The following is a 24,346-nucleotide window of genomic DNA, read 5'->3' as shown; positions in this document are numbered from 1 at the left end:
GCAACTGACCCATAGGTGGTCAGGAAATCTCTCAGGTTAGCGGACAGAGGGGGCACCGACGCGGGGGCGTTCGCTCGTGCGTTGTTGTGCAACAAGCCCCTGGTGTCCCAATGGCCGATCAACCGGCAGACGACCTCAAGACCGTAGTTCTCAACGACAAGCATGTGGCGCTCGGCGGCCGCATGGTGCCGTTCTCCGGTTATTCGCTGCCCGTGCAGTATCCCGCCGGCATCATCGCCGAGCACAAATGGACCCGCGAGCACGCCGGCCTGTTCGACGTGTCGCATATGGGCCCGAGCTTCCTCGTCCTCGACGATAAGTCGGGCAATGGCGAGGCGGATCATGCTGCAGTCGCCGAAGTGGTCGAGCCGCTGATCTGCGGCGACATCAAGGGGCTGAAGCCCGGTCAGATCCGCTACACCCTGCTGCTCAATGATCAGGGCGGCACCTATGACGACCTGATGGTCGCCCGTCCGGCCGCCGCCGGCTGGGGCGGGGCGCTCTACATCGTCGTCAACGCCGGCACCAAGGAGGCGGACTTCCAGCGCATCGCTGCCGCTGCCCTGGGCCGCGCCACGCTCAACCGCTCGGACCACTGTGCGCTGCTGGCGCTGCAGGGGCCGGAAGCCGCCGCGGTGATCGATGCCATCGTCCCCGCTGCCGCCGAACTCGGCTTCATGCACTACGCCTCATTCGACTGGCGCGACACCAAACTGGTGATCTCGCGCTCCGGCTATACCGGCGAGGACGGCTTCGAGATCCTCGTCGATCCCGAACACGCCGCCGCCTTCTGGGACACGCTGCTCGCCGATAACAGGGTCAAGCCGATCGGGCTCGGCGCCCGCGACAGCCTGCGGCTCGAGGCCGGGTTGCCGCTTTATGGCCACGACCTCGACGAAACCATCTCGCCGGTCGAGGCTGGGCTCAACTTCGCTATCTCCAAACGCCGCCGCGAGGCCGCCGATTTCCCCGGTGCGCAGCGCATCCTTGCCGAACTGGGCGGTGTGCTCGAGCGCGTCCGCATCGGGCTGACCGTCGAAGGGGCGCCGGCCCGTGAAGGCGCCGCGATCCTCGATCAGTACGGCGCCGAGATCGGCGTCGTCACTTCGGGCGGCTTCGCCCCCACCCTCAGCCGGGCCATCGCCATCGGCTTCGTGCCGCCCGATCACGCCGCCCCGGGCACCAAACTGCAGGTGCTGGTGCGCGGCAAGACCCAGGCGGCGGAAGCCGTCGCCACCCCATTCGTTCCCCATCGCTATGTCCGGAAGGCCAGCAAATGACCAAGTTCACCAAGGACCACGAGTACATCACCGCCGACGGCACCGTGGGCATCACCCCCTATGCGCAGGAGCAACTGGGCGACATCGTCTATGTCGAGCTGCCCAAGGTCGGCCAGAAGCTGAAGGCCGGCGACGAGGCCGCGGTGGTCGAATCGGTGAAGGCCGCATCCGAGATCTACTCGCCGGTCTCCGGCACCGTTACCGCCGTCAATGTCGCGCTCTCTGGTGAACCGGGGCTCATCAACTCGTCGCCCGAAACCGACGGCTGGATCTTCAAGCTCCAGCTCGATGACGCCAGTGAACTGGATGGGCTGATGGATGCAGCGGCCTATGCGGACCTGACCAAGTGAGCACGCCTCTGGCAGACGGCCCCCTCCCATCCTCCCCCATAAAGGGGGAGGTGCCGCACCGAGCGTATGGCACGATCGAGCCGCAACCTCGACTCTTCACCTCCCCCTTTATGGGGGAGGCCGGGCGGGGGCCGTCTGCTGCCGTTACCCACTTTTCCTCCTACGGAATCAACTGATGCGCTATCTCCCCCATTCCGAGCACGAGCGGGCCGATATGCTCGCCGTCATCGGCGCCAGCACGGCCGAGGATCTGTTCGCTCGCGTCCCCCGCCATGCCCTGCTGCGCGAGCCGGTGAACCTGCCGCGCCATTCGCCCGAGTTCCTCGTCGAAGCTAAGATGAAGGCACTGGCCGGCCGCAACCACGCTGCCGGTGACGGTCCGTTCTTCATCGGCGCCGGCGCCTACCGGCATCATGTGCCGGCCAGCGTCGATCACCTGATCCAGCGCTCGGAGTGGCTCACCGCCTATACCCCGTATCAGCCGGAGGTCTCGCAGGGGACGCTCCAGATGCTGTTCGAGTTCCAGACCCAGGTGGCGCACCTCACCGGCATGGAGGTCGCTAACGCCTCGATGTATGACGGCTCGACCGCCACCGCCGAAGCCGTGCTGATGGCGCGCCGGCTGACCCGCCGCAGCCGCATCATCCTCTCGGGGGGCCTGCATCCACACTACCGCGACGTGGTCCGCACCTATCTCGGTGACGGCCCCGACCTCGTCTGCCTGCCGGCTTCGCCGGAAGGGCAGGGCGATATCCTCAACCGCATCGACGGCGACACTGCCGCCATCGTGGTTCAGACCCCGGACTTCTACGGCCACCTGCGCGACCTCCGCGCCGCCGCCGACGCCGCCCACGCCGCCGGTGCCCTGCTGATCGTCGTGGTGACCGAAGTGGTGTCGCTCGGCCTGATCGAGGCGCCCGGCGCGCTCGGTGCCGATATCGTCGTCGCCGAGGGCCAGTCGATCGGCAACAGCCTCAACTTCGGCGGCCCCTATGTCGGCCTGATGGCCACCAGGAAAGAGTTTATCCGCCAGATGCCGGGGCGGCTCTGCGGCGAAACCGTCGATGCCGACGGCAATCGTGGCTTCGTGCTGACGCTTTCGACCCGCGAGCAGCACATCCGTCGCGAGAAGGCGACGAGCAACATCTGCACCAACTCGGGCCTCTGTGCGCTTGCCTTCTCCATCCACATGTCGCTGCTCGGCGAGGCTGGCTTGAAGAAGCTGGCCCGCCTCAACCACCACAATGCGGTGAAGCTGGCGAAGATGCTCGGCACCGTCCCCGGTGTCGAACTGCTCAACCATAGCTTCTTCAACGAGATGACCATCCGGCTGCCGGTTCCGGCCGCACCGATCGTCGAGCTGCTGGCGAGGGCCGACGTCCTCGCTGGTCTGCCGGTCAGCCGCCTCGAGCCGGATAACCCGGCCTGCGAGAACCTCATCGTCCTCGCCGCCACCGAACTCACCACCGACGACGATATCGCGATGCTGGCCGAGTGCCTCCACGCCGCCCTTTCGGAGGACGCCCAATGAGCATGAACAACCAGGGTCGCCCGACTGGCGTCGGCACGCCCGTGCCCGCCGGCACGTCGGATTTCACCTCGGTCTCCGGCTCGTCGCTGCTGCCCAACGAGCCGCTGCTGTTCGAGATCGGCGATCGCGAGCATTCCGGCGTCGACCTGCCTGATGTGGCGATCGACGGCAGCTTCCTTGGCGGCTTCGAGCGGAAGTCGGAGATCGACCTCGCCGGCCTCACCGAGCCCGAGACGCTCCGTCACTATGTGCGCCTCAGCCGCCTCAACTATTCGATCGACAGCGGCATGTACCCGCTCGGCTCGTGCACCATGAAGCACAACCCGCGCTTGAACGAGAAGATGGCGCGGCTGCCGGGCTTTGCCGACATCCACCCGCTGCAGCCGGTGTCGACCGTGCAGGGTGCCCTCGCCCTGATGGATGAGCTCGCGCACTGGCTGATGACGCTGACCAATACCGCAGCGGTCTGCCTCACTCCCAAAGCCGGCGCGCATGGCGAGATGGCCGGCATGATGGCCATCAAGGCGGCGCAGGACGCCGCCGGGCAGGGGCACCGCAAGGTCGTGCTGGTCCCCGAAAGCGCCCACGGCACCAACCCGGCGACCGCCGCCTTCCTCGGTTATTCTGTGCGGGCGGTGCCGGCGCGCGATGATGGCACGGTCGATGTCGAGGCGGTGAAGGCAGCTCTGTCGCCCGATGTGGCGGCGATCATGCTGACCAACCCCAACACCTGCGGGCTGTTCGAGCCCGAAGTGATCGAGATCGCCGCCGCCGTGCACGAGGCCGGGGCCTTCTTTTACTGCGACGGCGCCAATTTCAACGCCATCATGGGCGTGGTCCGGCCGGGTGATCTCGGCATCGACGCCATGCACATTAACCTCCACAAGACCTTCTCCACCCCGCATGGTGGCGGCGGCCCGGGCGCCGGTCCGGTGGTCCTCTCGGCCGCGCTGGCACCGTTCGCACCAGTACCGTTTGTCCGCAAGGGGAGCGGCGGGACGGAACTGGTTGAGCATGCTGAAGGCCAGCACCTCGGCCGTATCACTGCCTTCAACGGCCAGATGGGCATGTATGTTCGCGCCCTCACCTACATGCTGAGCCATGGTGGCGACGGCCTGGCACAGGCCGCCAAGGATGCGGTGCTCAACGCCAACTACATCAAGGCGCGGCTCGAGCGCGTCTTCTCGGTGCCGTTCCCCGGTCAGCCCTGCATGCACGAGGCGCTGTTCGACGACAGCTTCCTCGAGGGCACCGGCGTCTCGACCCTCGATTTCGCCAAGGCGCTGATCGACGAGGGTTTCCACCCCATGACCATGTACTTCCCGCTGGTCGTACATGGCGCCATGCTGGTCGAACCCACCGAGTCCGAGAGCAAGCAGACGCTCGACCGCTTCTGCGATGTAATGCTGGAACTGGCCGAGGACGCCAAGGCCGGCAACGCGGCCCGCTTTACCAGCGCGCCGCTGAACGCACCGCGCCGGCGCCTGGATGAGACCCGCGCCGCACGCTCGCCGGTGCTGAAGTGGGAGCGGCAGGAGCTGCTGCCGCAGGCGGCGGAGTGACCTCCGCGACGACAGGCGTGGTGGCGACCGGTTTTGCCACCACGTCGGCCGCGAAGCTGCCGAGTAGCTCGTTGAACCGTTCGGGCTGATCCCAAAATGGCGCATGTCCCGCGTCGGGAATGATGTGGCAGACGTTGCCCCAGAGGTTCCGGTAGTGCAGGCCCGCGAGATAGCTGAGCCGCGCCACCGGTTCGTTCGCCCCATTGACCACGGCAACCGGGACGTTTGCCTGCTCGACCGCCAGCTTCTGGTCGGCGGTATCGCCGCGCAGCAGGCTCTTCGACACGGCAACGCGCACCCGTCCATCCGCCCGGCGGATCGACTGCAGGAAGGTCGGGTCGCCCGCGCCGTGGTAGCACATCTCGTAGAAGCGTTGCGCCTCGCGCTCGTTGAACTGCTCTTTGGCCGCCAGCAGCAGGTCGAGGTTGGTCTGAAAGCCGCGCAGCATGGCGACCGGCCCACGGCCGACCGGCGGCGCGCCGACGATCATCAGCCCGCGAACGCCCGGATGCCGCGCCAGCAGCTCGATACCGACATGGCCGCCCAGCGACCAGCCCATCACCAGTGTGCGCTCGATGCCCTTGTGCTCCAGCACCTCGGCCACGGTGCGCGCCAACCCGTCGATGCCATAGTCGGCGGGGGACTCCGCGTCGCCTGAGGCCCCGTGCCCCGGCAGGTCCAGCGCGATCAGCCGGTGCCGCTCGCTGAGCTCGCTGTCGAACTGCTTGCTGAACACTTTGCGCGAGGCGCCCGAGCCGTGCAGCAGCAATAGCGGTTCGCCCCGTCCGTCGCTTTCGCTGAGGCGGATGGAGGCGGACCGGGTTTGCACCGTGCTGTGGTAGATGGTCATTGCGAGGCCGTCATGCTGAGTGCCCGGACTCTGCCAGACACTCACTACGTCCTGGTCAACCAGCACGGTGAAGCAACGACGAAACGTAAAGCTTGCATTTTATCAAAACGCAGAGCGTCGTTGTACAACTGCACCTTGTCTCCTGGGCGATCTCTACGTAGCGTGATCAGGCAGCCCAAGTAGCGTCATAGGGGGACTACGCATGGACCTTGTCCTGGATCTGATCGTCAGTGTCGTCAGCGTGGCGGTGATTGCCCAGTACAGCTGGTCCCTGAAGGCGCATTTCAACTCACCGAAAATGCCAACGGGCACCGTAGTGATCTCCGTGGTGGTCCTGACCACGGCGGCGATCTATCTGACGCTGTTGTGGATCGAGACCCAGCCCGTCTTGGCCTTGTCCATCGGCCTCGTCGTCGAGTGCCTGGCGCTGTGGCTGTTCTGGGCAGCGATCAAGGCATCGCGCGCCGCGCGCCTGAAGATGGCCTTCGACGTGCAGAACCCGCACGGGCTCGTCATGACCGGCCCCTATCGCTACCTGCGGCATCCGTTCTACACCTCCTACCTGATCTTCTGGGTCGGCTGGGCCATCGCCACCTGGTCGCTCTGGTCGGTCATCCCGCTGGCGGTGATCACGGTGATCTATGTGCTGGCCGCACTCGGCGAGGAAAGGAAGTTCTCCCGCACTCCGATGGCCGCCGACTATGCCAGCTATCGCGAGAAGACCGGCTTCTTCTGGCCTCGCCTGCCGGGCGTGGCAAAGGGCTAAAGCGCCGCCTCGGGCAGCCGATTGAACAGGTGAATTGAGCCGGCAAGCGTTGTCGGCAGCGGCGCCCACAGTCCGGTTCGCACGCCGGCGCTGCGCAGCATTCGCGCCGTCCAGGCATTGCACCCCACGAAGATGGCGTTGAAGCTGCCCTCTGCTTCGTAGAACCGATCGCTGCCGGTCAGTGCATAGCCATCGATCGGCTGCACCTGGCCATCGATGCGCGAGAAGCTGCCGGCCATCTCCGACAACATCCGCGCGTAACCAGCCTCCGACAGGTCCACCAGAGTCACGATAGGGTTCGCCTGGTCCACCTCGCCCAGCACGTCGATATGCATCACCGAGCGGTCGATCGTCAGCGCCTTGAACGTCGGTCCGGGCTTCATGTCGGCAAAGCTCGGTGTCTCCAGGTAGAAGGCCCGGCCGCCCCAGCCGATCAGCAGCCAGCGGGCGTCCGGCAGGTCGACCGGCAGCCCGGTTTCGGCGAGGAACGGCAACGCCGCCCGACTCTGCGCGTCAAGGGGGATGGCAATGTCGGTATGGATCGGGTTCGAGACCACGAGAATGCGCCGCGTAAGTGGCGTGCCGTCCGGCTGCCCGAACACGGTTGGATGCGGGATCACCGCGCCCAGCAGCACCGCGAGCGCCGGCAGGCCGATCAGCAGCAGCAGCACCAGCGCGATGCGCCTCAGGATCCGCATGTTTCCCCCGGGGGACTCGCTTGGCAGCTCGCGAGCCACGGAGGCTAAGCACAATAGCGGTGCAAAGGCACGTTCCGCCCTCGGCTGCTGGGGCAGGGCAGTCGGGAGCACGGTGGCTCCCACGACCCCCTCTCTGGCAAAAACTAAGGACTTAGCTACGCTAAGCCCAAGTTTTCGCTTTCTCCCCCGCCAAGGGGGAGAGTCCTGACTGCAACGCCGATGCGTGTGGAGGGCACCGATCATCTCCCCCCTTGCGGGGGAGAAAGCGATTTCTTGGGCTTAGCTTCTTGGCTAAGCCTTAGAAATCGCAAGAGAGGGGAAGCTGGAGGGCACGGTGTCGCCCCAGCAGGCCCGCGCGTACCCCCAAAAGAAAATGCCCGCTGGCGCGGGCATCTCAATCTTCAGCACTGCAACCGAACCTCAGTTCAGGCGGGCAGCGACGTCCTTGATGGCCTGGTCGACCAGCACGTCGCCCTTGGCGGCGACCTGCTTTTCCAGCAGCACGCGGGCGGCTTCGACGGCGAGGTCGGCCGAACGGGCCCGAACTTCGGCGACGGCCTGGGCTTCCGCCTGGGCGATCTTGTCGGCCACGGCCTTCTCGCGGCGGGCCACCATGGCTTCCAGTGACGACTTGGCCTCGGCGGTCAGCCGGAACGCCTCTTCGCGGGCGGCGGTGACGATGTCCTCGGCTTCCTTCTCGGCTTCTTCGCGACGGCGCGCGTAGTCCTCGAGCAGGGCCTTGGCTTCGGCGCGCAGCGCCTCGGCCTCGGCGAGATCGGTCTCGATCTTCTTGATGCGCTCATCGAGCATCTTGGTGATCATCTTGGGCACGCCGAAATAGACGACGATGCCGATAAAGATCACCAGCGCGATGGTCGCCCAGATGGTGGCGCCGGTGGTGGCGTCAAACCCGAAGGCCCACATGCTGCCTTACTCCTTCGAAACCGCGGCGACCGCGGCGCGGGCTTCAGCCGCAGTGACAGTGCCCGAGATCTTGGCGACCAGCGCCTGGGCCGTCTCGGCCGCGATGCTGCCGACATTGGCAAGCGCTGCGTCCTTGTCGGCCTGGATGCGGGCCTCGGCTTCCGAGACGCGCTTCGCAAGCGTGGCCTCGACGTCGGCACGGCGTCCGTCGATGTCGGCCTTGATGCCGGCGCGGGTTTCTTCGGCAATGCCGTGGGCGTTCTTGCGGGCCTCGGCCAGCGCGGCCTCATAGGCGGCGGCAGCCTTCTCGGTCTCCTGGCGGAGCCGCTCGGCTTCCTTCAGGTCACCTTCGATACGGGTGCGGCGCGTTTCAAGGATTGAGCCGATGCGGGGCAGGGCCACGCGGCTCATCAGGAAGTAGAGCGCCGCAAACGTGATGGCGAGCCAGAGCAGCTGGCCACCGAAGCTCGCGGGATCGAAGGGCGGAAACACCTCCGAATGCGCCTCGGTCGAAGCATGCGTGTCGGTCGCGCCATGGGCGTCGGCCGGTGCGGCATGCTCACCTTCGGCGGCATGCTCCTCGGCGGGTGCGACGACCTCGCCCTGCTGGAGCGCGTCGCCACTTTCGGCCTGCGCCACGATAATGATGTCTTGGGCTGAACCCGCCATCTCGAAACCCTTTTGCGGCCGTTAAAGCCCCGGATCGAAACCCGGAGCCCTTACTCGGTCTGCGCTAGCGCAGCCCGTCGCGAAATCAGACTGCGAACAGCAGCAGGAGCGCGATCAGGAACGAGAAAATGCCCAGAGCTTCGGTCACGGCGAAACCGAAAATCAGGTTACCGAACTGGCCCTGAGCCGCTGCCGGGTTGCGCAGTGCGCCCGACAGGAAGCTACCGAAAATGTTGCCCACGCCGATGGCGGCGCCGGCCATACCCACGGCCGCAATACCCGCGCCGATAAACTTTGCTGCTTCAGCTTCCATTTGTAGTCTGCTCCATTTTGCGACCGATTGGCGACGCTTGCCGTCGCCTCACTGTGAACCGGCCTAGATCAATGCGACGGATGGATCGCATCGTTGATGTACATCGAGGTCAGCACTGCAAAGACGTAGGCCTGCAGGGCCGCCACGAGGAATTCGAGCGCCGTGATCGCCACGGTCATGATCAGCGGCAGCAGCGCACCGAGCCAGCCGAGGAAGCCGAGGCTACCCAGCGTCACGATGAAGCCCGCGAACACCTTGACGGTGATGTGACCGGCGAGAATGTTGGCGAAGAGACGAACCGAGAGCGAGATCGGGCGCGAGAGGAAGGAAACCACCTCGATCGGCACCACGATGGGAAGCACGTAGCCGGGGACGCCCGACGGCACGAACAGTTTGAAGAACTTGAAGCCGTTCTTGTAGACGCCGTAGACGATGACCACCACGAACACCAGGAGCGCCAGGGCGAAGGTGATGATGATGTGGCTGGTGAAGGTGAAGAAGAACGGGATCATGCCGAACATGTTGGCGACCAGCACGAACATGAAGAGCGAGAACACGAAGGGGAAGAACTTCATGCCGGCTTTGCCGGCCGAGTCCGACACCATCTTGGCGACGAACTCGTAGAGCATCTCGGAAACCAGCTGCACCCGGTTCGGAACCAGGCTGCGCTTCTGCGTCGAGAGCAGGAGATAGAGGGCGATCACGCCAACCGTCAGCACCATGAACAGGGCTGAGTTGGTGAAGGAGACGCCGCCTTCACCGAAGGAGACGATATCGGTGATCTGGAACTGGTGGATCGGGTCGACTTTATTCGGATCGGCCAACTGCTGTTCCCTTTAGGCTTGGAGCCTTCACTCGTCTTCTTCGTCGTCCGGCACGCGGATCGCGGCCGTGGGCCGCGGCGCCGCCCGGTTCATTTCTGCTGCGGACCGCACCACATTGAGTACGCCCGCCGCAAAGCCGACCATCAACATCACCAGCATCAGCCAGGGACCGGTCTTCAGCCACAGATCGAGCAGGTAACCCATACCCGCGCCGACCAGGATGGCCGCAATAAATTCCGTTCCGAGTCGCATGCCCCGGTTCCAGCCGGACATGTTCCGGTTGGCCTCGGCAGTTTCCGCGTCGCCCGGTGCCTGCTCGGAGGCCTGCGCCCGCCTGATGCGAGCCGCAAGATCCGAGGTCAGCGACCCTGATTTCCCATCACTCGGCGGACGCCCGGTATTGCGTGACTTTGCCATCCCGCTCTCCCTTGCGCCTCCGGGCCTTTAACAGGAACTGGAGCCCCTCGAAGTCGCGGGCAACATAGTGGCGCCCCCTACCAGTGTCAAGGCTGTGAACAGACTGCTAACACATTGATAAATAACGAAGTTTGTTCGGCGGAAGGAGGTGTGACATTGAGTCATCGCGACTCTGGCCGCCACTATTGCGGCAAGCGTGGGGCATCGGGAACGCCTCGACGCCATCCTTAGTGCGGCGCTTCGGCAAATTGCTGGGTCGGAGCGGGAGGAGGCAAGCTCCGCTAGCTTGCCACCCGCACCGCCGCCTCGGCGCCCTTGAGGTCCACGGACACCAGTTGGCTCACCCCGCGCTCGGCCATGGTGACGCCGAACAGCCGGTCGACCCGGGCCATGGTAATCGGATTGTGGGTGATCACCAGGAAGCGGGTTTCCGTCCGCTCGGTCATCATGTCGAGCAGGTTGCAGAAACGCTCGACATTGGCGTCGTCGAGCGGCGCGTCGACCTCATCGAGCACGCAGATCGGCGCGGGGTTGGTGAGGAACACCGCAAAGATCAGCGACATTGCGGTGAGCGCCTGCTCGCCGCCCGACAGCAGCGTCATGGTGGTCGGCTTCTTGCCCGGCGGTCGCGCCAGAATCTCGAGCCCGGCTTCCAGCGGGTCGTCGCTCTCGACGAACTGCAGCTCGGCGGTACCACCGCCGAACAGCGAGGTGAACAGCTCCTGGAAATGCGCGTTGACCTTCTCGAACGCCTCGTTGAGCCGCTGCCGGCCCTCGCGGTTGAGGCTCTGGATGCCGCCGCGCAGCTTGGCGATCGCGGCTATCAGGTCGTCACGATCCTTGACCATCAGGTCGAGCTTTTCACGGACCTCTTCGGATTCCTTTTCGGCGCCCAGGTTCACCCCACCCAGTCGCTCGCGCTCTGCCTTCAGCCGATCGACCTGCGATTCGACCTGGGGCTCGGCAGGCAAAGCGTGTTCCGGCCTGATACCGGCGAGCTGCGCCGTCTGCGATGCTTCGACGTTGAGCGTCTCGTGCACCTGCCGCTCGATCTGATGGCGCTGCGCAATCAGGCCCTTGATCCGCTCCTCGACCCTCGCCAGTTCGGCCCGGAATCCGGCGAGCGCGTCATGCGCCAACCGCTGCGCCTTGTCGGCCTCGCGGTGCCGGGTATCACCGACGTTCAGCGCGTCGGTCGCCGCCTTGTGCGCCTCGCGCGCCACGGCGATCTCGGCATCGAGGGTGCGGCGGCGCTCGGCGAGGCTCTCAGGCGAGGCCTGCAGCACCGTGATCTGCTCGCGCACCTCGGCGGTGCGGGCATCGAGCGTCGTGAGCTGGGCCGCAGCGCCCTCGCGGCGGCGGGACCAGGCGGCAACATCGGCGGCGATCTGGGTGAGGCGCGCACTGCGCATCCTTGCCGCCGTCTCGAAGCCACCGAGCTTCAGCCGCGCTTGATCGGCGGTTTCGCGCAGTCCGCCGAGCAGTGACTGGAGCGATGTCGCCAAAGCTGCAGCCTCGGTTTCATCGCCGGCGTCCCACAGCAACAGCTCCGCCTCGGTGGCCGCAGCCACCGCCTCGGCGAGGTTGGCATCGAGCCGAGTCCGCGTTTCGTCGAGCGCCACCTGGCGCGCCGCGAGATCGCTGATGGCGCGCTGCGCCTTGTCCAGCTCGCCCTGCGCGACGGCAATTTCGCGCTGCGCGTTGCGCCAGGCGTCGCGCTTCAGCCGCTCGTCGGTGCGAGCCGCGTTCAGCGCTTCGGTGAGCGCCGTGGCATCGGCCCGCCGGCTGTTGCGCCGGGCCCGTGCCTCTTCGACTTCGGCTTCGAGCTCGGCCAGCCGGTTGCGCTGTGCCAGCCGCTCTGCCGCAGCGGTCGGCGCATCGGCGGCGGCGACGAAACCGTCCCAGCGCCACAGACCGCCAGCTTTGGTGGTCAGCCGCTGTCCGGGCTGCAGCTGCGCCATCAGCCGAGCCGCGTCGGCCGTGTCGACCAGCCCGATCTGGTCAAGCCGCCGCTTCAGCAGCACGCTGCCCGAGACGAACTGCGACAGCGGCGTGGCGCCAGGCGGTAAAGCCGGGTCGGCACCGGCATTGGCGCCGGCCCAGTGCAACGGCGCGCTGGCATCGGATGAGGCATCGAGATCGTCGCCCAGCGCCGCGCCGAGCGCCGTTTCATAGCCCGCGGCAACTTTGAGCTGATCGACCACTGCCGGCCACTTGCTGGCGCCGCCATGGTTGAGGATACGGCTCAGCGTCTGCGCCTCGGCTTCCAGCCGGTTCAACGCTGCCTCGATCTGCTGCAGTTCCGGGCGTAGCGCGTCGGCGGCGGCCTGCGCCGCGACAGCGGCAGTCTCGGCGGTGACGGCGGCAGTCTCCGCCGCCTTGGCATGGTTCTGCGCCGTGTCGAGCGCCTCACGCCCGGCGTTCAGCGTCGCGTCGGCGCCGAGCGTCCGCGCCAGTTGCTCAGCCTCCCGCGCCACGTCGGCGATCTGCGTTTCGAGCCGCGTCACTCGCGAGCGAGCCTCGGCGACGCTGCGCTCGGCCGCGCCGCGTCGGGCCCGCAACTGCGCCAGCGCGTCGGCGGCAGCGCGGGCCTCGCCCTCGGCCTTGGCCACTTCGCTTTGCGCCGCGTCGGTGGCAACGCGCGCTGCTTCAAGCGCCTGCTGCTCGCCTGCCACCTCGGCCTCAAGGTGCGCGCGCTCCTCACTCGCGGCCCCCAGGGCATCATCGCTCTCGCCGACCAGGGCGCGTTCGCGCACCGCGTCCTGTTCGATCTGCTTCAGCCGTTCGCCGAGTTCGTTGAGCCGCGCCGCGGCGCGTCTTGCCTCACCCTCGAGCTGCTCGGCGAGGATGGTCAGCCGCTGCAGCACGGCGCCGGCAGCGGCTTCCTTGTCGCGCAACGGCGCCAGCGCCTTGTCGGCGAGGAACACCACCTTCTGCGCTTCGAGCTCGACATGCTGCGCCTCGGCGAGATCTCGCACCAGCTTAGCCTGCGCAGCCTCGGCATCCTTCTCGTTGAAGCGCGCGGCGATCCAGCGGATGTGGAACAGCGTCGCTTCGGCCTTGCGGATATCGCCGCTCAGCGCCCGGTAGCGCACCGCCAGCCGGGCCTGTCGCTTCAGGGTTTCGAGCTGCTGCTCGACCTGGGCGATGACGTCGTCGACGCGTTCGAGGTTCTGCTCTGCCGCCCGCAGCCTGAGCTCTGCCTCATGCCGGCGCGAGTGCAGCCCGGAAATACCGGCGGCCTCTTCGAGCAGTGCCCGGCGCTGCTGCGGCTTGGCGGCGATCAGCTCGCCGATCTGTCCCTGGCGGACGAGGGCCGGGGAGTGCGCACCGGTCGAGGCGTCGGCGAACAGCAACTGGACGTCGCGCGCCCGCACTTCCTTGCCGTTGACGCGATAGACCGAGCCTTCCTCGCGCTCGATCCGCCGGGTGACTTCCAGCACATCGGCATTGTTGAGTGGCGCTGGGGCGGTGCGGTCGGAATTGTCGAGGACGAGGGTGACTTCAGCAGTGTTGCGGCCTGGTCGGCTGCCCGAGCCGGAAAAGATCACGTCGTCCATGCCCGATGCGCGCATCGCCTTGTACGAGCTTTCGCCCATCACCCAGCGCAGCGCTTCGACGAGGTTGGATTTGCCACAGCCGTTCGGTCCCACCACGCCAGACAGACCGGGCTCCAGGTAGAGCTCGGTCTGGTCGCAGAAGGATTTGAAGCCGTGCAGTTTGAGGCGCGTGAATTTCATCGCGCGCCCCTTGGGGGCAGCGCGTTAGGAGAGCAGTGGATCGATTTCGGCCTTGAGAGCCTCAAACGAGTTTTCTCCGGTCAGCATCTTGCCGTTGATGTAGAACGTCGGCGTGCCCTGGAGCTTGAACTCGTCCAGCGCCTGATCCCGCACCGCTTCCAGTCCCTTGAACAGGTCCTGATTCGTCAAGGCAGCGTCGTAGGTTTCCTTGGTAAAACCGAGCTGCTGGGCGATGCCGAAGATGGCGTCATTGGGCGTGTTGGACGCGGCCCAAGTGTCCTGCGTCTTGAAGAAGGTGTCGATCACCTCGTGATACTTCTCGGGGCCAGCCGCCTCGGCGAGCATGAACACCACGGCATCCAGCACGTTGCGCATGAACGGGCGCGGGATGAACTGGATCTTGTTGGTGTCGATGTACTCGGTCTTGAGCTGCGGATAGACCGTGTTGGTGAACGCCGCGCAATGCGGGCAGGTCGGTGACAGGTACTCGATCAGCGTCACCTTGGCGTCCGCCGGCCCGAGCGGATGATCGGCAACGCCGCCGGCCGGCGCCATCAGCTTGGCCTGGTCGAACTGCTGGGCGAGAGCGCCGGTGGCGCCGAACAGGAAGGACACGCTGGTCCCCGCCGCTGCCGCGGCGACTGCAGCACCGGACCCGATGAGAATGTTGCGACGGTTGGCCACGAGTTTCACTCCGTTTTTTCGTTGCTCGCCCTAATATCGGGGCAAAGTAGGCCGGGCAAGTTCAACCGGCGATGAACACTTCGCGATGTCCAGCAGGGCAAATCGCTCCAGTGGAGCGATTTGAGGCGAGAAGGCCATGAGAGCTACGCTCGAATGGCAACGCGGAACACGCACTTATCAACGTGGCTTTCTCCGGGCGATCGCCTGTCCGAGTTGTCGCAGGGCGTCACGTACCCCGGGATCGCTAACCCGCTCGACCGTGCGGCTGATCCGCGCCCGGGCAACCTCTGGCAGCGCCGGGATCGTCTCGGGCGCCTCGTCCTCGATCGCGAAAGGTTCGGCGCTGAGCCGCACCTGTCCGACGAGGAAATAGCCATAGTAGCGGTTGATCGAGGCTGCGACGCGCTGACCTTCATGGGCAAGTGCCAGGGCATGGCCAGGATGGCAGCGCAGGTAAAGCGTCGCCCCTTCGGCGCCTTTTTCGCCGCGCGGCCAGCTCAGCTTGTCCGGCCGGGTCACCTTGTCGTAGGGCGCCGGCGCGATGGTCGGCCAGTGCGAGAGGATATCGCGGCTGGCAAAGCCGCGCTTCTTCAGTGCCGGATCGAGCACCCCGCCAAGCGCTTCGGCCACGCCGACGGCGCGGTTGAGCCGTTTGGGCGGCGCATCGTCCTTGGGTTTCGATTTCGGCTTGTCCGCCACTGGTAACAACTTCCCGCCGCCGCTTGCGCCCGCTGCTGCGGCGCGCCATCTGTGGCCGCCATCATGTCAAATGCCGCGCCCCAGCAAAACCCCGTGCCGCTCGATGCGGCTGCCGTGCTCGCCTGGTACGACCGGCACGCCCGTACCTTGCCGTGGCGGGTCGGCCCGGCCGACCGCGCCCGCGGCATCACCGCCGACCCCTACCGCGTCTGGCTCAGCGAGATCATGCTGCAGCAGACGACAGTTGCGGCGGTCGGACGCTACTACGCGCGCTTTCTCCACCTCTGGCCGACCGTCGCCGATCTCGCCGCGTCGCCGCTCGAAGCCGTGCTCGTCGAATGGGCGGGGCTCGGCTACTACGCCCGGGCTCGGAACCTCCACGCCTGCGCCAAGGCGGTGGTCGAGCGCTTCGGCGGCCGGTTCCCGACCAGTTCGGCCGAGCTGCTGACCCTGCCGGGCATCGGTCCCTACACTGCAGCTGCCATCGCGGCGATCACCGGCGATGAGCGGGTGGCGGTGGTCGATGGCAATGTCGATCGGGTGGTGGCGCGTTACCTGGCGCTGGAGGTTCCGGCGCGCGACGCCAAGGACCTGGTGCGCGGCACAGTGCAGGCGGTGGTGCCGGAACGTGCCGGAGACTTCGCGCAGGCGCTGATGGATCTGGGCGCTACCATCTGCGCCCCGCGCAACGCCAGCTGCATGCTCTGCCCGATCCAGCCGGGCTGCCGCGGCACCAAGCTCGATCCGCTGCTCTATCCGGTCAAGCCCGAAAAGGCCGACCGCCCGACCCGCTACGGCCACGCCTTTGTCATGCGCGACACCGATGGCGATGTGTACCTGCAGACACGGGCCGAGAAGGGGTTATTGGCGCAGATGACCGAGACGCCGGTATCGGATTGGACGCCTGACAAGCGCGCAGTGGTGCATCCGGTCGCTTCCGACTGGCGCTATGACGGCCAGGTCGTCCATGTTTTCACGCACTTCCGGCTCGAACTCGACGTGTGGTCGGCGGTGGTGGCCGATCCGGCCGAACTCAAAGCGGGCTGGTGGGCCGATCCGCGCGAGCTCGACGCCGAAGCCCTGCCCAGCGTCTTCCGCAAAGTGCTGGCTGCCGCCGGGTTGCAGTAGCGTGAAGCAAAAGCCGCCGGCTCTTTCGAGCCGGCGGCGAGCGCAGCCTGAGTTGAATGGAGGTCAGATTCAGGCCGAAAGTCGTTCCATCTGCGCGCGCACCTGGCTGCGGAAATCATCGATGGGGGCAAGCCGGCTCCCTTGCCGGGCATGCCAGAAGGTCCAGCCGTTGCAGGCCTCGGCGCCCTGCACCAGCGCACCAACCCGGTGGATCGAACCCATATGATCGCCCGATACCAGCGAGCCATCGGCACGCACCAGGGCGCTCCAGCGCTGGCGGTCGTCGTAGAGTTCGGTGCCGGGGGTAATCAGACCCATCTCGACCAGCGAGCCGAAGGCCACGCGCGGCGCCGAACGCTTCGGCACCGCCGTCTCGATGGTGGCGGCGCTGAGCGGGCGGATCGAAGCAATGCGCTTCAGTGCGCCGGCAATATAGGTGTCTTCGCGCTCGATGCCGATGAAGTGGCGGCCCAGTTTCTTCGCCACCGCGCCGGTGGTACCGGTGCCGAAGAACGGGTCGAGCACCACGTCGCCGGGCTTGGTCGTCGCGCTGATCACCCGGTAGAGCAGGGCTTCGGGCTTCTGCGTCGGGTGCAGCTTTTCGTCGTCGTCGTCCTTCAGGCGTTCGGCCCCGGTGCAGATCGGGAACAGCCAGTCCGAGCGCATCTGCACATCGTCATTGGCCTGCTTCATCTGCTCGTAGTTGAAGGTGACGCGGCTATCGCGATCCTTGGCCGCCCAGATCAGCGTCTCGTGCGCATTGGTGAACCGGGTGCCGCGGAAGTTCGGCATCGGGTTGGCTTTGCGCCAGATCACGTCGTTGAGCAGCCAGTAATCGAGGTCCTGCAACGCCGCGCCGACGCGGAAAATGTTGTGGTACGAGCCGATCACCCAGATGGCGCCATCCGGTTTCAGGATGCGCCGCGCCGCCTTCAGCCAGGCGCGGGTGAAGATGTCGTAATGGGCAAAGCTGTCGAACTTGTCCCAGGCGTCATCGACGCCGTCGACGCGCGACTGGTCCGGCCGGGTCAGGCCCTGGTCCAGTTGCAGATTGTAAGGCGGGTCTGCGAATACGAGGTCAACCGAGCCGGCCGGCAAGGCATTCATGTGCTTGATGCAATCGCCCACAAGGATGGTGTCGATGGGGAGCAGGCTCCCCTCCGCATTGGCGGAAGCCGCCATACGCGCGGTACGCAACATAACTCGAACCCTGACGCAGTACTAACGGGATCGGTTGTAAGGCGTTAGGGTTAAAGGGGATTTAAGCTTCGAGGTTAGCGAGAGGTTAAGGCGCGGATACGTGTCGTCCGCCTCAGGCGGCGATCGTCTTCATCCGCTGTGCCTGGATACAGGGGGCGAAGTCCATCCGATGATGACGGCCCGGGCCGTGCGCGGTGAGCGCTTCTAGGTGCTGCGGCGCGGCATAACCTTTGTGGCTCGAAAAGCCGAATTGCGGCTCCTCGAAGTCCATGATCAGGCACATCCGGTCGCGGGTCACCTTGGCGACGATCGAGGCCGCGGCGATCGATACCGAGCGCCCGTCGCCGCCGACGATCGCCTCGCCGGGGCAGGGCAGGTCCTTGGGCAGCTTGTTGCCGTCGACCAGGATGTGGTCGGCTTTCACCTGCAGGCCCAGCACCGCCTTGCGCATCGCCCAGAGCGAGGCCTGCAGGATGTTGAGCTGTGCGATGATCGTCGGCGGCGCCACCACGATCGAAACGATGGCCGAGGCCATGATCTTTTCGTACAGCGCCTCGCGCTGCGCGGCGGTCAGCACCTTGGAGTCGTTGAGCCCTTCCGGCACCTTGCGATGGTTGAGGATCACCGCCGAAACCACCACCGGCCCCGCAAGCGGTCCGCGCCCGACCTCATCGACGCCGCAGACGAATTTCGCCCCGCGTTTTATCGCGGCACGCTCGAACTTGAGCGTCGGCTTGCTGATGATGATAGGCGAATCGGACGGCATGTCCTCAAGCATCGCCATGCACGGCTCAGGGGCAAGTAGGAAGTACGTGAACGGACTGTCTGGCATCGCTCCTTGCGTCCGCTCGGATCGCGCATCGCAAGCGATGCGACACCCCTCATCCGCCCTTCGGGCACCTTCTCCCTCAAGGGGAGAAGGCTACGGAACCGAGAGCTCTCAGACTGGTGCCTTCTCCCCTCGAGGGAGAAGGTGGCGCGTAGCGCCGGATGAGGGGTATCGCAACCATAGGTTGCGCGATCCGAGCGGAGCGAGGAGCGGCTACGCCCGCTCAGAACAGACTCATCTGCCCATCGTCCACCGTCGGCGGCGTGAACAGATCGGTGCGCAGCGGCGCGATCGGCCGGTCGAGCTTGTAGCGTGCCTTGGCAAGGTCGACGCGCTGGCGCAGCAGCGTCGCGTACGGACCCTCGCCGACGAAGCGCGTGCCGAAATTCGGGTCGTTATCCTTGCCGCCACGCGTGTCGCGCACGAGGCTCATCACGTGGCTCACCCGATCGGGAAAATGCCGCAGCAGCCACTCGCGAAAAATGTCGCGCACTTCCCCCGGCAGCCGCAGCAGGATGGCATTGGCGCCCACCGCGCCCTGCGCCGCCGCCGCATCGAGGATGCGTTCGAGCTCCATGTCATTGATCGCCGGGATCATCGGCGCCGCCATCACCGTCGTCGGAATGCCGGCTTCCGACAGCAGCCGCACCGCTTCCAGGCGCTTTTCCGGCGTCGAAGCCCGCGGCTCCATCTTGCGCGACAGGATGTGATCCATGCTGGTGATCGACAGCGCCACGCGCACCAGGTTCTGTTCGGCCAGCGGCTTCAGGATGTCGAGGTCGCGCACCACCAGCGCCGATTTGGTAGTGATGGTCACCGGGTGTTTGGTCTCGAGCAGCAACTCGAGGATGCCGCGGGTCAGCTTATGCTGCCGCTCGGCCGGCTGGTACGGGTCGGTATTGGTGCCCATGGCGATGGGCTTGGGCTTATAGCGCTTGTCGGCCAGCTCGCGCCGCAGCAGCTCGACGGCATTGGCCTTCACATAGATGTCGCGCTCGAACTCCAGCCCCGCCGAGTGCCCGAGATAGGCGTGGGTCGGGCGGGCGAAGCAATACGAGCAGCCATGCTCACAGCCGCGATAGGCGTTGATCGAGCGATCAAAGCCGATATCCGGGCTTTCGTTGCGGGTGATGATCGATTTGGCGCGCTCGACATGCTCGATGGTTTCGAACGGCTTCAAATCCTCGACCTGTCCCCAACCGTCGTCGAACTCTTCGCGGCTTTGCCGATCGAAGCGACTGCCCTTGTTGGTCTGCGCGCCACGGCCGCGATTGAGCGCCGGATCGACATACCGCCGCGCGATCAGGTCCGCATCGCGTGTGCCGTTCAACCGCTCCAGCTGCTCGAAATTGGGGGCGCTGACCCGCATGTCCGTTCTCCAAACCCTTAAGCGACTCGCCAGGGGTAACGTTCCATTAGGATTAGCATTCCGATGAGAACAGAACAAGAACAAACCAGTGGAGAGGAACTGCCGCGGCATTGACCTGATAGCGCCGGCTGCTAGCCTAGATGGGTCAGAAAAGGAGAGGCAGGTGCGGTTAGCCCTGTCCCGCTGCGGCGGTCCTGGCCTTCGCTTCGGCGACTGAGTCCCATGGCCTTGAACGCCGCTCCATCGGGGAGCGGCGCAGTGAAAGGTCTTGGCCAAATGAAGCCTGCAGTATCCGTTATCACCCTCGGCACCACCGACCTCGCTCGCTCACGGAGCTTTTACAGCGAAGGGTTCGGCTGGGCGCCGGTCTATGAGAGCGACGTGATCACCTTCTACCAGCTCAACGGCATGGTGCTCGGCACCTTCCTCAGCGCTGAGCTGGAGGTGGACATGAACCGCACCGGGCTGCGGACGCCCGGTGCCTTCGCCTTGGCCCACAATGTCGCCACCGAAGCCGAGGTGGCTCCACTGATCGAGGCCCTGGCGGCAGCCGGCGGGCGGATCATCCGTCCGGCCGACGCCCCGCCGCATGGCGGGCTGCGCGGCTACGTCACCGACCCCGATGACCATGCCTGGGAGATCGCCTGGAATCCGGGCTTCGCCATGGACGATGATGGCAACGTGACGTTCGGGCTGTAAGCGAAGCGATCGGGGTGAGGTCTCGGCCCCACCCCGTCCAGCATCAGAGGCCCAGGAGGCCGCGGCGTCCCCACAGCACGAAGGCCGAGAGCGCCAGCAGCACGATGTTGAGGCCGAGCGTCTGTTTCGTCTCGCCTCGCTTGCCGTGAAAGCCGATCGCCAGCACCTGCAACACCACCGAGCCGAGTGCCGCGAGCGGGGTGAGGAAGGTGAGAATCCCCGTGGCCAGCGGCAGCACCATGCCGAGCCCGGCAGCGAGATCGACGAGGCCGATGCCGCGCACGAAACCCGGCGACACGTCGCCGGGCCATTTCATCATCCCGGCGAGCTGCGGGATCGGCATCAGCACCTTCCAGTATGCCGCAAGCAGGTAGAACAACGCCGCGATGGTCGCGGCAACCCAGAGCCAGAAATCGAGGGAGGTCAGGAAGTCCATTGTCGTCATCCTTTCAGGCGGCGCCTGCCGCTTTCTGTTGGCGCGGACTGTCCTCGATCGCTTCCCGTCCCACAATCGGGCTATCTCTGGAATGATCGTGCAAAATCCTGCATAATGCCGGGATGAATCTCGATGGCATCGACGTCTTTGTGAGGGTGGTGCAGGAGGGCAGCTTCGCGGCTGCCGCGCGTTTGCTCGGCATGCCGACCACCACGGTTTCGGCCAAGATCGCGCGGCTCGAGGAGCGGCTCGGCGTCACGCTGATCCAGCGCTCCACCCGGCGCATGCATGTCACCGAGGCGGGCGAAGCCTATTTCGCTTCCTGCGTCGAAGCGCTGAATGCGCTCGATGCCGGGCAGAGCCGGCTCGCGGCCGCGAGCGGCAAGCCGAGCGGCCTGCTGCGCATCACCGCCGCGTCCGATATCGCCAGCACCGTGCTGCCGCCATTCTGCGAGCGCTTTCTCGATGCGTATCCCGATGTCAGCATCGAGCTGGTCATCACCAACCGGCAGCTCGACCTGATCGGCGAGGGCATCGATCTCGCCGTGCGCGCCGGCCCGATGCGCGATTCCGCCCTGATGAGCCGCAAGTTCGCCTGCGGCGCTTTGGGCCTATGGGCCAGCGAGGACTATGTGCAGCGTCACGGCCTGCCACAGACGCCCGATGAACTCGATACCCACCGCATCGTCGGCTTCTCGCGCATCCCCGAGAGCTTCCGGCTGATTGGTCCTGCGGGCGAGAGCATCATGCCGCCGCAACGCTCGCGCCTCACTGCCGACGACATGCAGGCGATCCGCGCCTTCGTGCTCAGCGGCTACGGCATTGGCCTGTTGCCCGACGCCATCACGCCGGGCACGTCGCTGCGTCGTGTGCTCCCCGAGTTCAGCACCGAGCAGGCGCATGTCTATTTCGTCTATCCAGCGCAGCGCTACCTGAGCCCGAACGTGCGGGTGTTCATGGAGATGGCGCGGGCGGCGGCGAAAGAGCTGGAGGGTGCGGAGTAGGGCGGCGGATTGCCCGTTCCGGATGCTCCCCCATGAAGGGGGAGGTGCCCTGCTGGTGCGTTTGGCACGATCGAAGATCGAGCCTCGACTCTTCACCTCCCCCTTCATGGGGGAGGCCGGGAGGGGGCCGTCTCTATCAGTCGGGCCCAACGAGGGCTCGGACGAAGGCCGAGACCAGGTGAGGGTCTAGCCCGCGACCTTCGAGAAATCCGCCACCTGCCGCATGGTGTCGCGCAGCTTGCTGAGGAGGCTCAGGCGGTTTGCGCGGATCGCCGCATCCGGATCGTTGACCAGCACCGCTTCGAAGAACCTGTCGACCGGCTGGCGTAGCGTGCCGAGCGCGGTGATGGCGCCCTGGTAGTCATTGGCCCCGACTTTGGCAGCAACTGCCACATCTACCGAGGCAATGGCTTCGGCCAGCGCGGCTTCCTCGGCGAGCGACAGCAGCGCCGGATCGACCGGAGCAGAAAACCCCTTGCCGTCCTTCTTTTCTTCGGCGGCGAGGATATTGGCGGCGCGTTTGTAACCGGCGAGCAGGTTCTTGCCGTCTTCCGAGCCGAGCAGCTTCGACAGTGCCTCGACCCGTTCGGTGATTTCCAGCATGTCGTTGCTGTCCTTGCCGATCACCGCATCGACCAGGTCGTGGCGGGCGCCGGCATCGCGCAGCGTCACCTTCAGGCGGTCGTGGAAGAAGCTCAGCAGGTCCGGCTCGACCTCGAGCGGGAAGCGCAGGTTATTGTCGGTGACGATCCGGATGACGCCCAGCGCCGCACGGCGCAGCGCAAACGGATCGCGCGAGCCGGTCGGCTTCTCGTCGATCGACCAGAAGCCTTTGAGCGTATCGAGCTTGTCGGCCAACGCCACCGCGATGGCGACCGGCTCACCGGGCACCAGGTCGGTGGGGCCGAGCGGCTTGTAGTGGTCGGCAATGGCATTGGCGATGGCCAGCGGCTCGCCCTGCGCCAGAGCATAGTAGCGGCCCATGATGCCCTGCAGCTCGGGGAACTCGCCGACCATGCCGGTGGTGAGGTCGGCCTTGGCCAGCATCGCGGCGCGCTTCGCCAGTTCAGGGTTGGCCCCGACCTTGGGCGCGATCTCGCCGCTGAGCTTCACCAGCCGCTCGACGCGCTGGAACTGCGTGCCGAGCTTGGCGTGGAATACGCTCTCCTCGAGCTTGGGCAGGCCATGCTCGAGCGGCAGCACCAGGTCGGTCTGATAGAAGAACCGCGCATCCGACAGGCGGGCGCGGATGACCCGCTCGTTGCCGGCGACGATGGTCTTGCCGCCATCGGCTGCGACCTGGTTCGAGGTGATGATGAAGAACGGCGCCAGCTTGCCTGAGCTGTCGCGCAGGCAGAAACACTTCTGGTTGGCGCGGATGGTGGCGATGATCACTTCCTCGGGCACTTCGAGGAAAGCCGGGTCGAACGAGCCCATCATCACCACCGGCCATTCGACGAGGCCGGCGACCTCTTCGAGCAGGCCTTCGTCGTGGATGACGCTGAGCCCCTGCGCGAAGGCGAGGTTGTCGGCGTCGGCCCGGATGATTTCCTTGCGGCGATCGATGTCGAGGACGACCTTGGCCTTTTCCAGCGCCTGCACGTAATCGTCGAAGCGCTTCACCCAGATCGCGTCGGGCGCGAGGAAGCGGTGACCGAAGGTGGTCTGGCCGGAGGCGACGGTGTTCGACTTGAATGGGATGACGACCGGCTCGTCATTGTCGGTGCCGAAGGTGGCGGTAATGGCGCGCAGCGGCCGCACCCAGGTCAGCCCGCCATTGCCCCATTGCATGGATTTCGGCCAGTCGAAGCCGGTGATCACCTTGGGCAGCAGCGTCGCCAGAATGTCGGTCGCCTCGGCGCCCTGCTTCTCGATATGGGCGACATAGAACTCGCCCTTCTTAGGGTCGGTCTCGATCTTGGCCTCGTCTATCGAACCCAGCCCCGCCGCCTTGAGGAAGCCGTCGATCGCCTGCTGTGGCGAGCCTACCCGCGGGCCCTTGCGCTCTTCGCGCGTGTCAGGCGAACGGGCCGGGAGGCCAGTGACGGTGAGCGCCAGCCGTCGCGGTGTAACGAACGCCTTGGCGCCCTCGTAGACGAGGCCCGCATCGACCAGCGCATTGGTCACGGCCTTCTTCAGATCCTCGGCGGCCTTGCGCTGCATGCGCGCTGGGATTTCTTCCGAGAACAGTTCGACGAGGAGTTCGGGCATCTCTTAACCGGGCGTTTGAAAGCGCGGTTTGCCTATCAAGGGCAGGGGAGATTGTCCATTGCGGGGTGCGCGTCCTCATCCGTTAGCCCGGTGCGTGGGGGTATCTTTGTAACTCGATGTTCAACCAACCCGCCAGCGCGCCGAGGCTCGCACGCTACCACCC

23 protein-coding genes are annotated in these 24,346 nt (G+C 65.9%); 8 read left to right on the top strand and 15 right to left on the bottom strand.

The window, feature by feature from the left end:
* The first annotated feature begins 110 nt into the window (after positions 1 to 110).
* The 4 genes from gcvT to gcvPB all read left to right on the top strand — a co-directional run bounded on the left by gcvT (position 111) and on the right by gcvPB (position 4,723).
* Positions 111 to 1,280 carry a glycine cleavage system aminomethyltransferase GcvT gene (gene gcvT, locus VW23_RS16065; RefSeq protein WP_069910554.1) on the top strand — a complete coding sequence of 390 codons (1,170 nt, stop codon included), beginning with the start codon at positions 111 to 113 and terminating at the stop codon, positions 1,278 to 1,280.
* Entirely contained in the window at positions 1,277 to 1,630 is a 354-nt protein-coding gene (gene gcvH, locus VW23_RS16060) for a glycine cleavage system protein GcvH (protein ID WP_069910553.1), read from the top strand. Before gcvT ends, gcvH begins: the two co-directional genes overlap by 4 nt.
* 175 nt (positions 1,631 to 1,805) lie before the next feature.
* Positions 1,806 to 3,161: an aminomethyl-transferring glycine dehydrogenase subunit GcvPA gene (gene gcvPA, locus VW23_RS16055; RefSeq protein WP_069910552.1), complete on the top strand. Its 1,356-nt coding sequence runs from the start codon at positions 1,806 to 1,808 to the stop codon at positions 3,159 to 3,161.
* Complete coding sequence (gcvPB, locus tag VW23_RS16050; RefSeq protein ID WP_069910551.1) at positions 3,158 to 4,723, top strand: aminomethyl-transferring glycine dehydrogenase subunit GcvPB; 1,566 nt, start codon at positions 3,158 to 3,160, stop codon at positions 4,721 to 4,723. Before gcvPA ends, gcvPB begins: the two co-directional genes overlap by 4 nt.
* Here the strand turns inward: gcvPB and VW23_RS16045 are convergent.
* Positions 4,611 to 5,573, bottom strand: a complete 963-nt coding sequence (locus VW23_RS16045; RefSeq protein ID WP_069910550.1) for an alpha/beta fold hydrolase — start codon at positions 5,571 to 5,573, stop codon at positions 4,611 to 4,613. The two genes, gcvPB and VW23_RS16045, sit on opposite strands and share 113 nt — an antisense overlap.
* A 202-nt stretch (positions 5,574 to 5,775) precedes the next feature.
* On the opposite strand from VW23_RS16045, the gene VW23_RS16040 reads away from it, so the two are divergent.
* Entirely contained in the window at positions 5,776 to 6,339 is a 564-nt protein-coding gene (locus tag VW23_RS16040) for a methyltransferase family protein (RefSeq protein ID WP_069910549.1), read from the top strand.
* Here VW23_RS16040 and VW23_RS16035 read toward each other — a convergent pair.
* The 9 genes from VW23_RS16035 to VW23_RS15995 form a co-directional block, all read right to left on the bottom strand.
* Entirely contained in the window at positions 6,336 to 7,037 is a 702-nt protein-coding gene (locus VW23_RS16035; RefSeq protein WP_069910548.1) for a TIGR02117 family protein, read from the bottom strand. The genes VW23_RS16040 and VW23_RS16035 overlap by 4 nt on opposite strands.
* Positions 7,038 to 7,457: 420 nt before the next feature.
* Complete coding sequence (locus VW23_RS16030) at positions 7,458 to 7,961, bottom strand: F0F1 ATP synthase subunit B family protein (protein ID WP_069910547.1); 504 nt, start codon at positions 7,959 to 7,961, stop codon at positions 7,458 to 7,460.
* A 6-nt stretch (positions 7,962 to 7,967) separates the two neighbouring features.
* Positions 7,968 to 8,630 carry a F0F1 ATP synthase subunit B gene (locus tag VW23_RS16025; RefSeq protein ID WP_084646219.1) on the bottom strand — a complete coding sequence of 221 codons (663 nt, stop codon included), beginning with the start codon at positions 8,628 to 8,630 and terminating at the stop codon, positions 7,968 to 7,970.
* A gap of 85 nt (positions 8,631 to 8,715) precedes the next feature.
* Positions 8,716 to 8,943 carry a F0F1 ATP synthase subunit C gene (locus VW23_RS16020; RefSeq protein ID WP_055885023.1) on the bottom strand — a complete coding sequence of 76 codons (228 nt, stop codon included), beginning with the start codon at positions 8,941 to 8,943 and terminating at the stop codon, positions 8,716 to 8,718.
* A 68-nt stretch (positions 8,944 to 9,011) separates the two neighbouring features.
* A complete protein-coding gene (locus VW23_RS16015; RefSeq protein WP_069910546.1) occupies positions 9,012 to 9,767 on the bottom strand; it encodes a F0F1 ATP synthase subunit A in 756 nt (251 codons plus the stop codon).
* 27 nt (positions 9,768 to 9,794) lie between these two features.
* Complete coding sequence (locus VW23_RS16010; RefSeq protein ID WP_084646217.1) at positions 9,795 to 10,184, bottom strand: AtpZ/AtpI family protein; 390 nt, start codon at positions 10,182 to 10,184, stop codon at positions 9,795 to 9,797.
* Between the two features lie 281 nt (positions 10,185 to 10,465).
* On the bottom strand, positions 10,466 to 13,924 hold the full coding sequence (locus VW23_RS16005; protein WP_069910545.1) for a chromosome segregation SMC family protein: 3,459 nt from the start codon (positions 13,922 to 13,924) through the stop codon (positions 10,466 to 10,468).
* Between the two features lie 24 nt (positions 13,925 to 13,948).
* On the bottom strand, positions 13,949 to 14,608 hold the full coding sequence (locus VW23_RS16000) for a DsbA family protein (RefSeq protein ID WP_069910582.1): 660 nt from the start codon (positions 14,606 to 14,608) through the stop codon (positions 13,949 to 13,951).
* Between the two features lie 177 nt (positions 14,609 to 14,785).
* The gene (locus tag VW23_RS15995) at positions 14,786 to 15,307 is read right to left on the bottom strand and encodes a DUF721 domain-containing protein (RefSeq protein WP_069910544.1); all 522 of its coding nucleotides are present in this window, start codon (positions 15,305 to 15,307) and stop codon (positions 14,786 to 14,788) included.
* A 63-nt stretch (positions 15,308 to 15,370) separates the two neighbouring features.
* Here VW23_RS15995 and VW23_RS15990 point away from each other — a divergent pair, with 63 nt between their 5' ends.
* A complete protein-coding gene (locus tag VW23_RS15990; RefSeq protein WP_069910581.1) occupies positions 15,371 to 16,435 on the top strand; it encodes an A/G-specific adenine glycosylase in 1,065 nt (354 codons plus the stop codon).
* A gap of 69 nt (positions 16,436 to 16,504) precedes the next feature.
* Here the strand turns inward: VW23_RS15990 and VW23_RS15985 are convergent, their stop codons facing one another.
* From VW23_RS15985 to VW23_RS15975, 3 genes are all read right to left on the bottom strand, one after another.
* Positions 16,505 to 17,635, bottom strand: a complete 1,131-nt coding sequence (locus VW23_RS15985; protein ID WP_069910543.1) for a site-specific DNA-methyltransferase — start codon at positions 17,633 to 17,635, stop codon at positions 16,505 to 16,507.
* Between the two features lie 112 nt (positions 17,636 to 17,747).
* On the bottom strand, positions 17,748 to 18,419 hold the full coding sequence (locus tag VW23_RS15980) for a ribonuclease HII (RefSeq protein ID WP_244513618.1): 672 nt from the start codon (positions 18,417 to 18,419) through the stop codon (positions 17,748 to 17,750).
* A gap of 268 nt (positions 18,420 to 18,687) precedes the next feature.
* Positions 18,688 to 19,833, bottom strand: coding sequence for a PA0069 family radical SAM protein (locus VW23_RS15975; protein WP_069910542.1), 1,146 nt, complete (start codon positions 19,831 to 19,833; stop codon positions 18,688 to 18,690).
* A gap of 276 nt (positions 19,834 to 20,109) precedes the next feature.
* Here VW23_RS15975 and VW23_RS15970 point away from each other — a divergent pair, with 276 nt between their 5' ends.
* Positions 20,110 to 20,532, top strand: a complete 423-nt coding sequence (locus VW23_RS15970; protein WP_069910541.1) for a VOC family protein — start codon at positions 20,110 to 20,112, stop codon at positions 20,530 to 20,532.
* A gap of 43 nt (positions 20,533 to 20,575) precedes the next feature.
* Here the strand turns inward: VW23_RS15970 and VW23_RS15965 are convergent, their stop codons facing one another.
* Complete coding sequence (locus VW23_RS15965) at positions 20,576 to 20,968, bottom strand: DoxX family protein (RefSeq protein WP_244513616.1); 393 nt, start codon at positions 20,966 to 20,968, stop codon at positions 20,576 to 20,578.
* A gap of 122 nt (positions 20,969 to 21,090) precedes the next feature.
* Here VW23_RS15965 and VW23_RS15960 point away from each other — a divergent pair, with 122 nt between their 5' ends.
* Positions 21,091 to 21,972, top strand: coding sequence for a LysR family transcriptional regulator (locus VW23_RS15960; RefSeq protein WP_069910539.1), 882 nt, complete (start codon positions 21,091 to 21,093; stop codon positions 21,970 to 21,972).
* A 186-nt stretch (positions 21,973 to 22,158) separates the two neighbouring features.
* Here the strand turns inward: VW23_RS15960 and glyS are convergent, their stop codons facing one another.
* Positions 22,159 to 24,183 (bottom strand): glycine--tRNA ligase subunit beta, encoded by a 2,025-nt coding sequence (gene glyS / locus VW23_RS15955; RefSeq protein ID WP_069910538.1) that lies wholly within the window; start codon positions 24,181 to 24,183, stop codon positions 22,159 to 22,161.
* Positions 24,184 to 24,346: the final 163 nt, after the last annotated feature.

The sequence above is a fragment of the Devosia insulae DS-56 genome, from assembly GCF_000970465.2.
Classification (GTDB): domain Bacteria; phylum Pseudomonadota; class Alphaproteobacteria; order Rhizobiales; family Devosiaceae; genus Devosia_A; species Devosia_A insulae.
The sequence above is the reverse complement of the archived record's forward strand: the minus strand, read 5'-3'. Positions and strand labels throughout refer to the sequence as shown.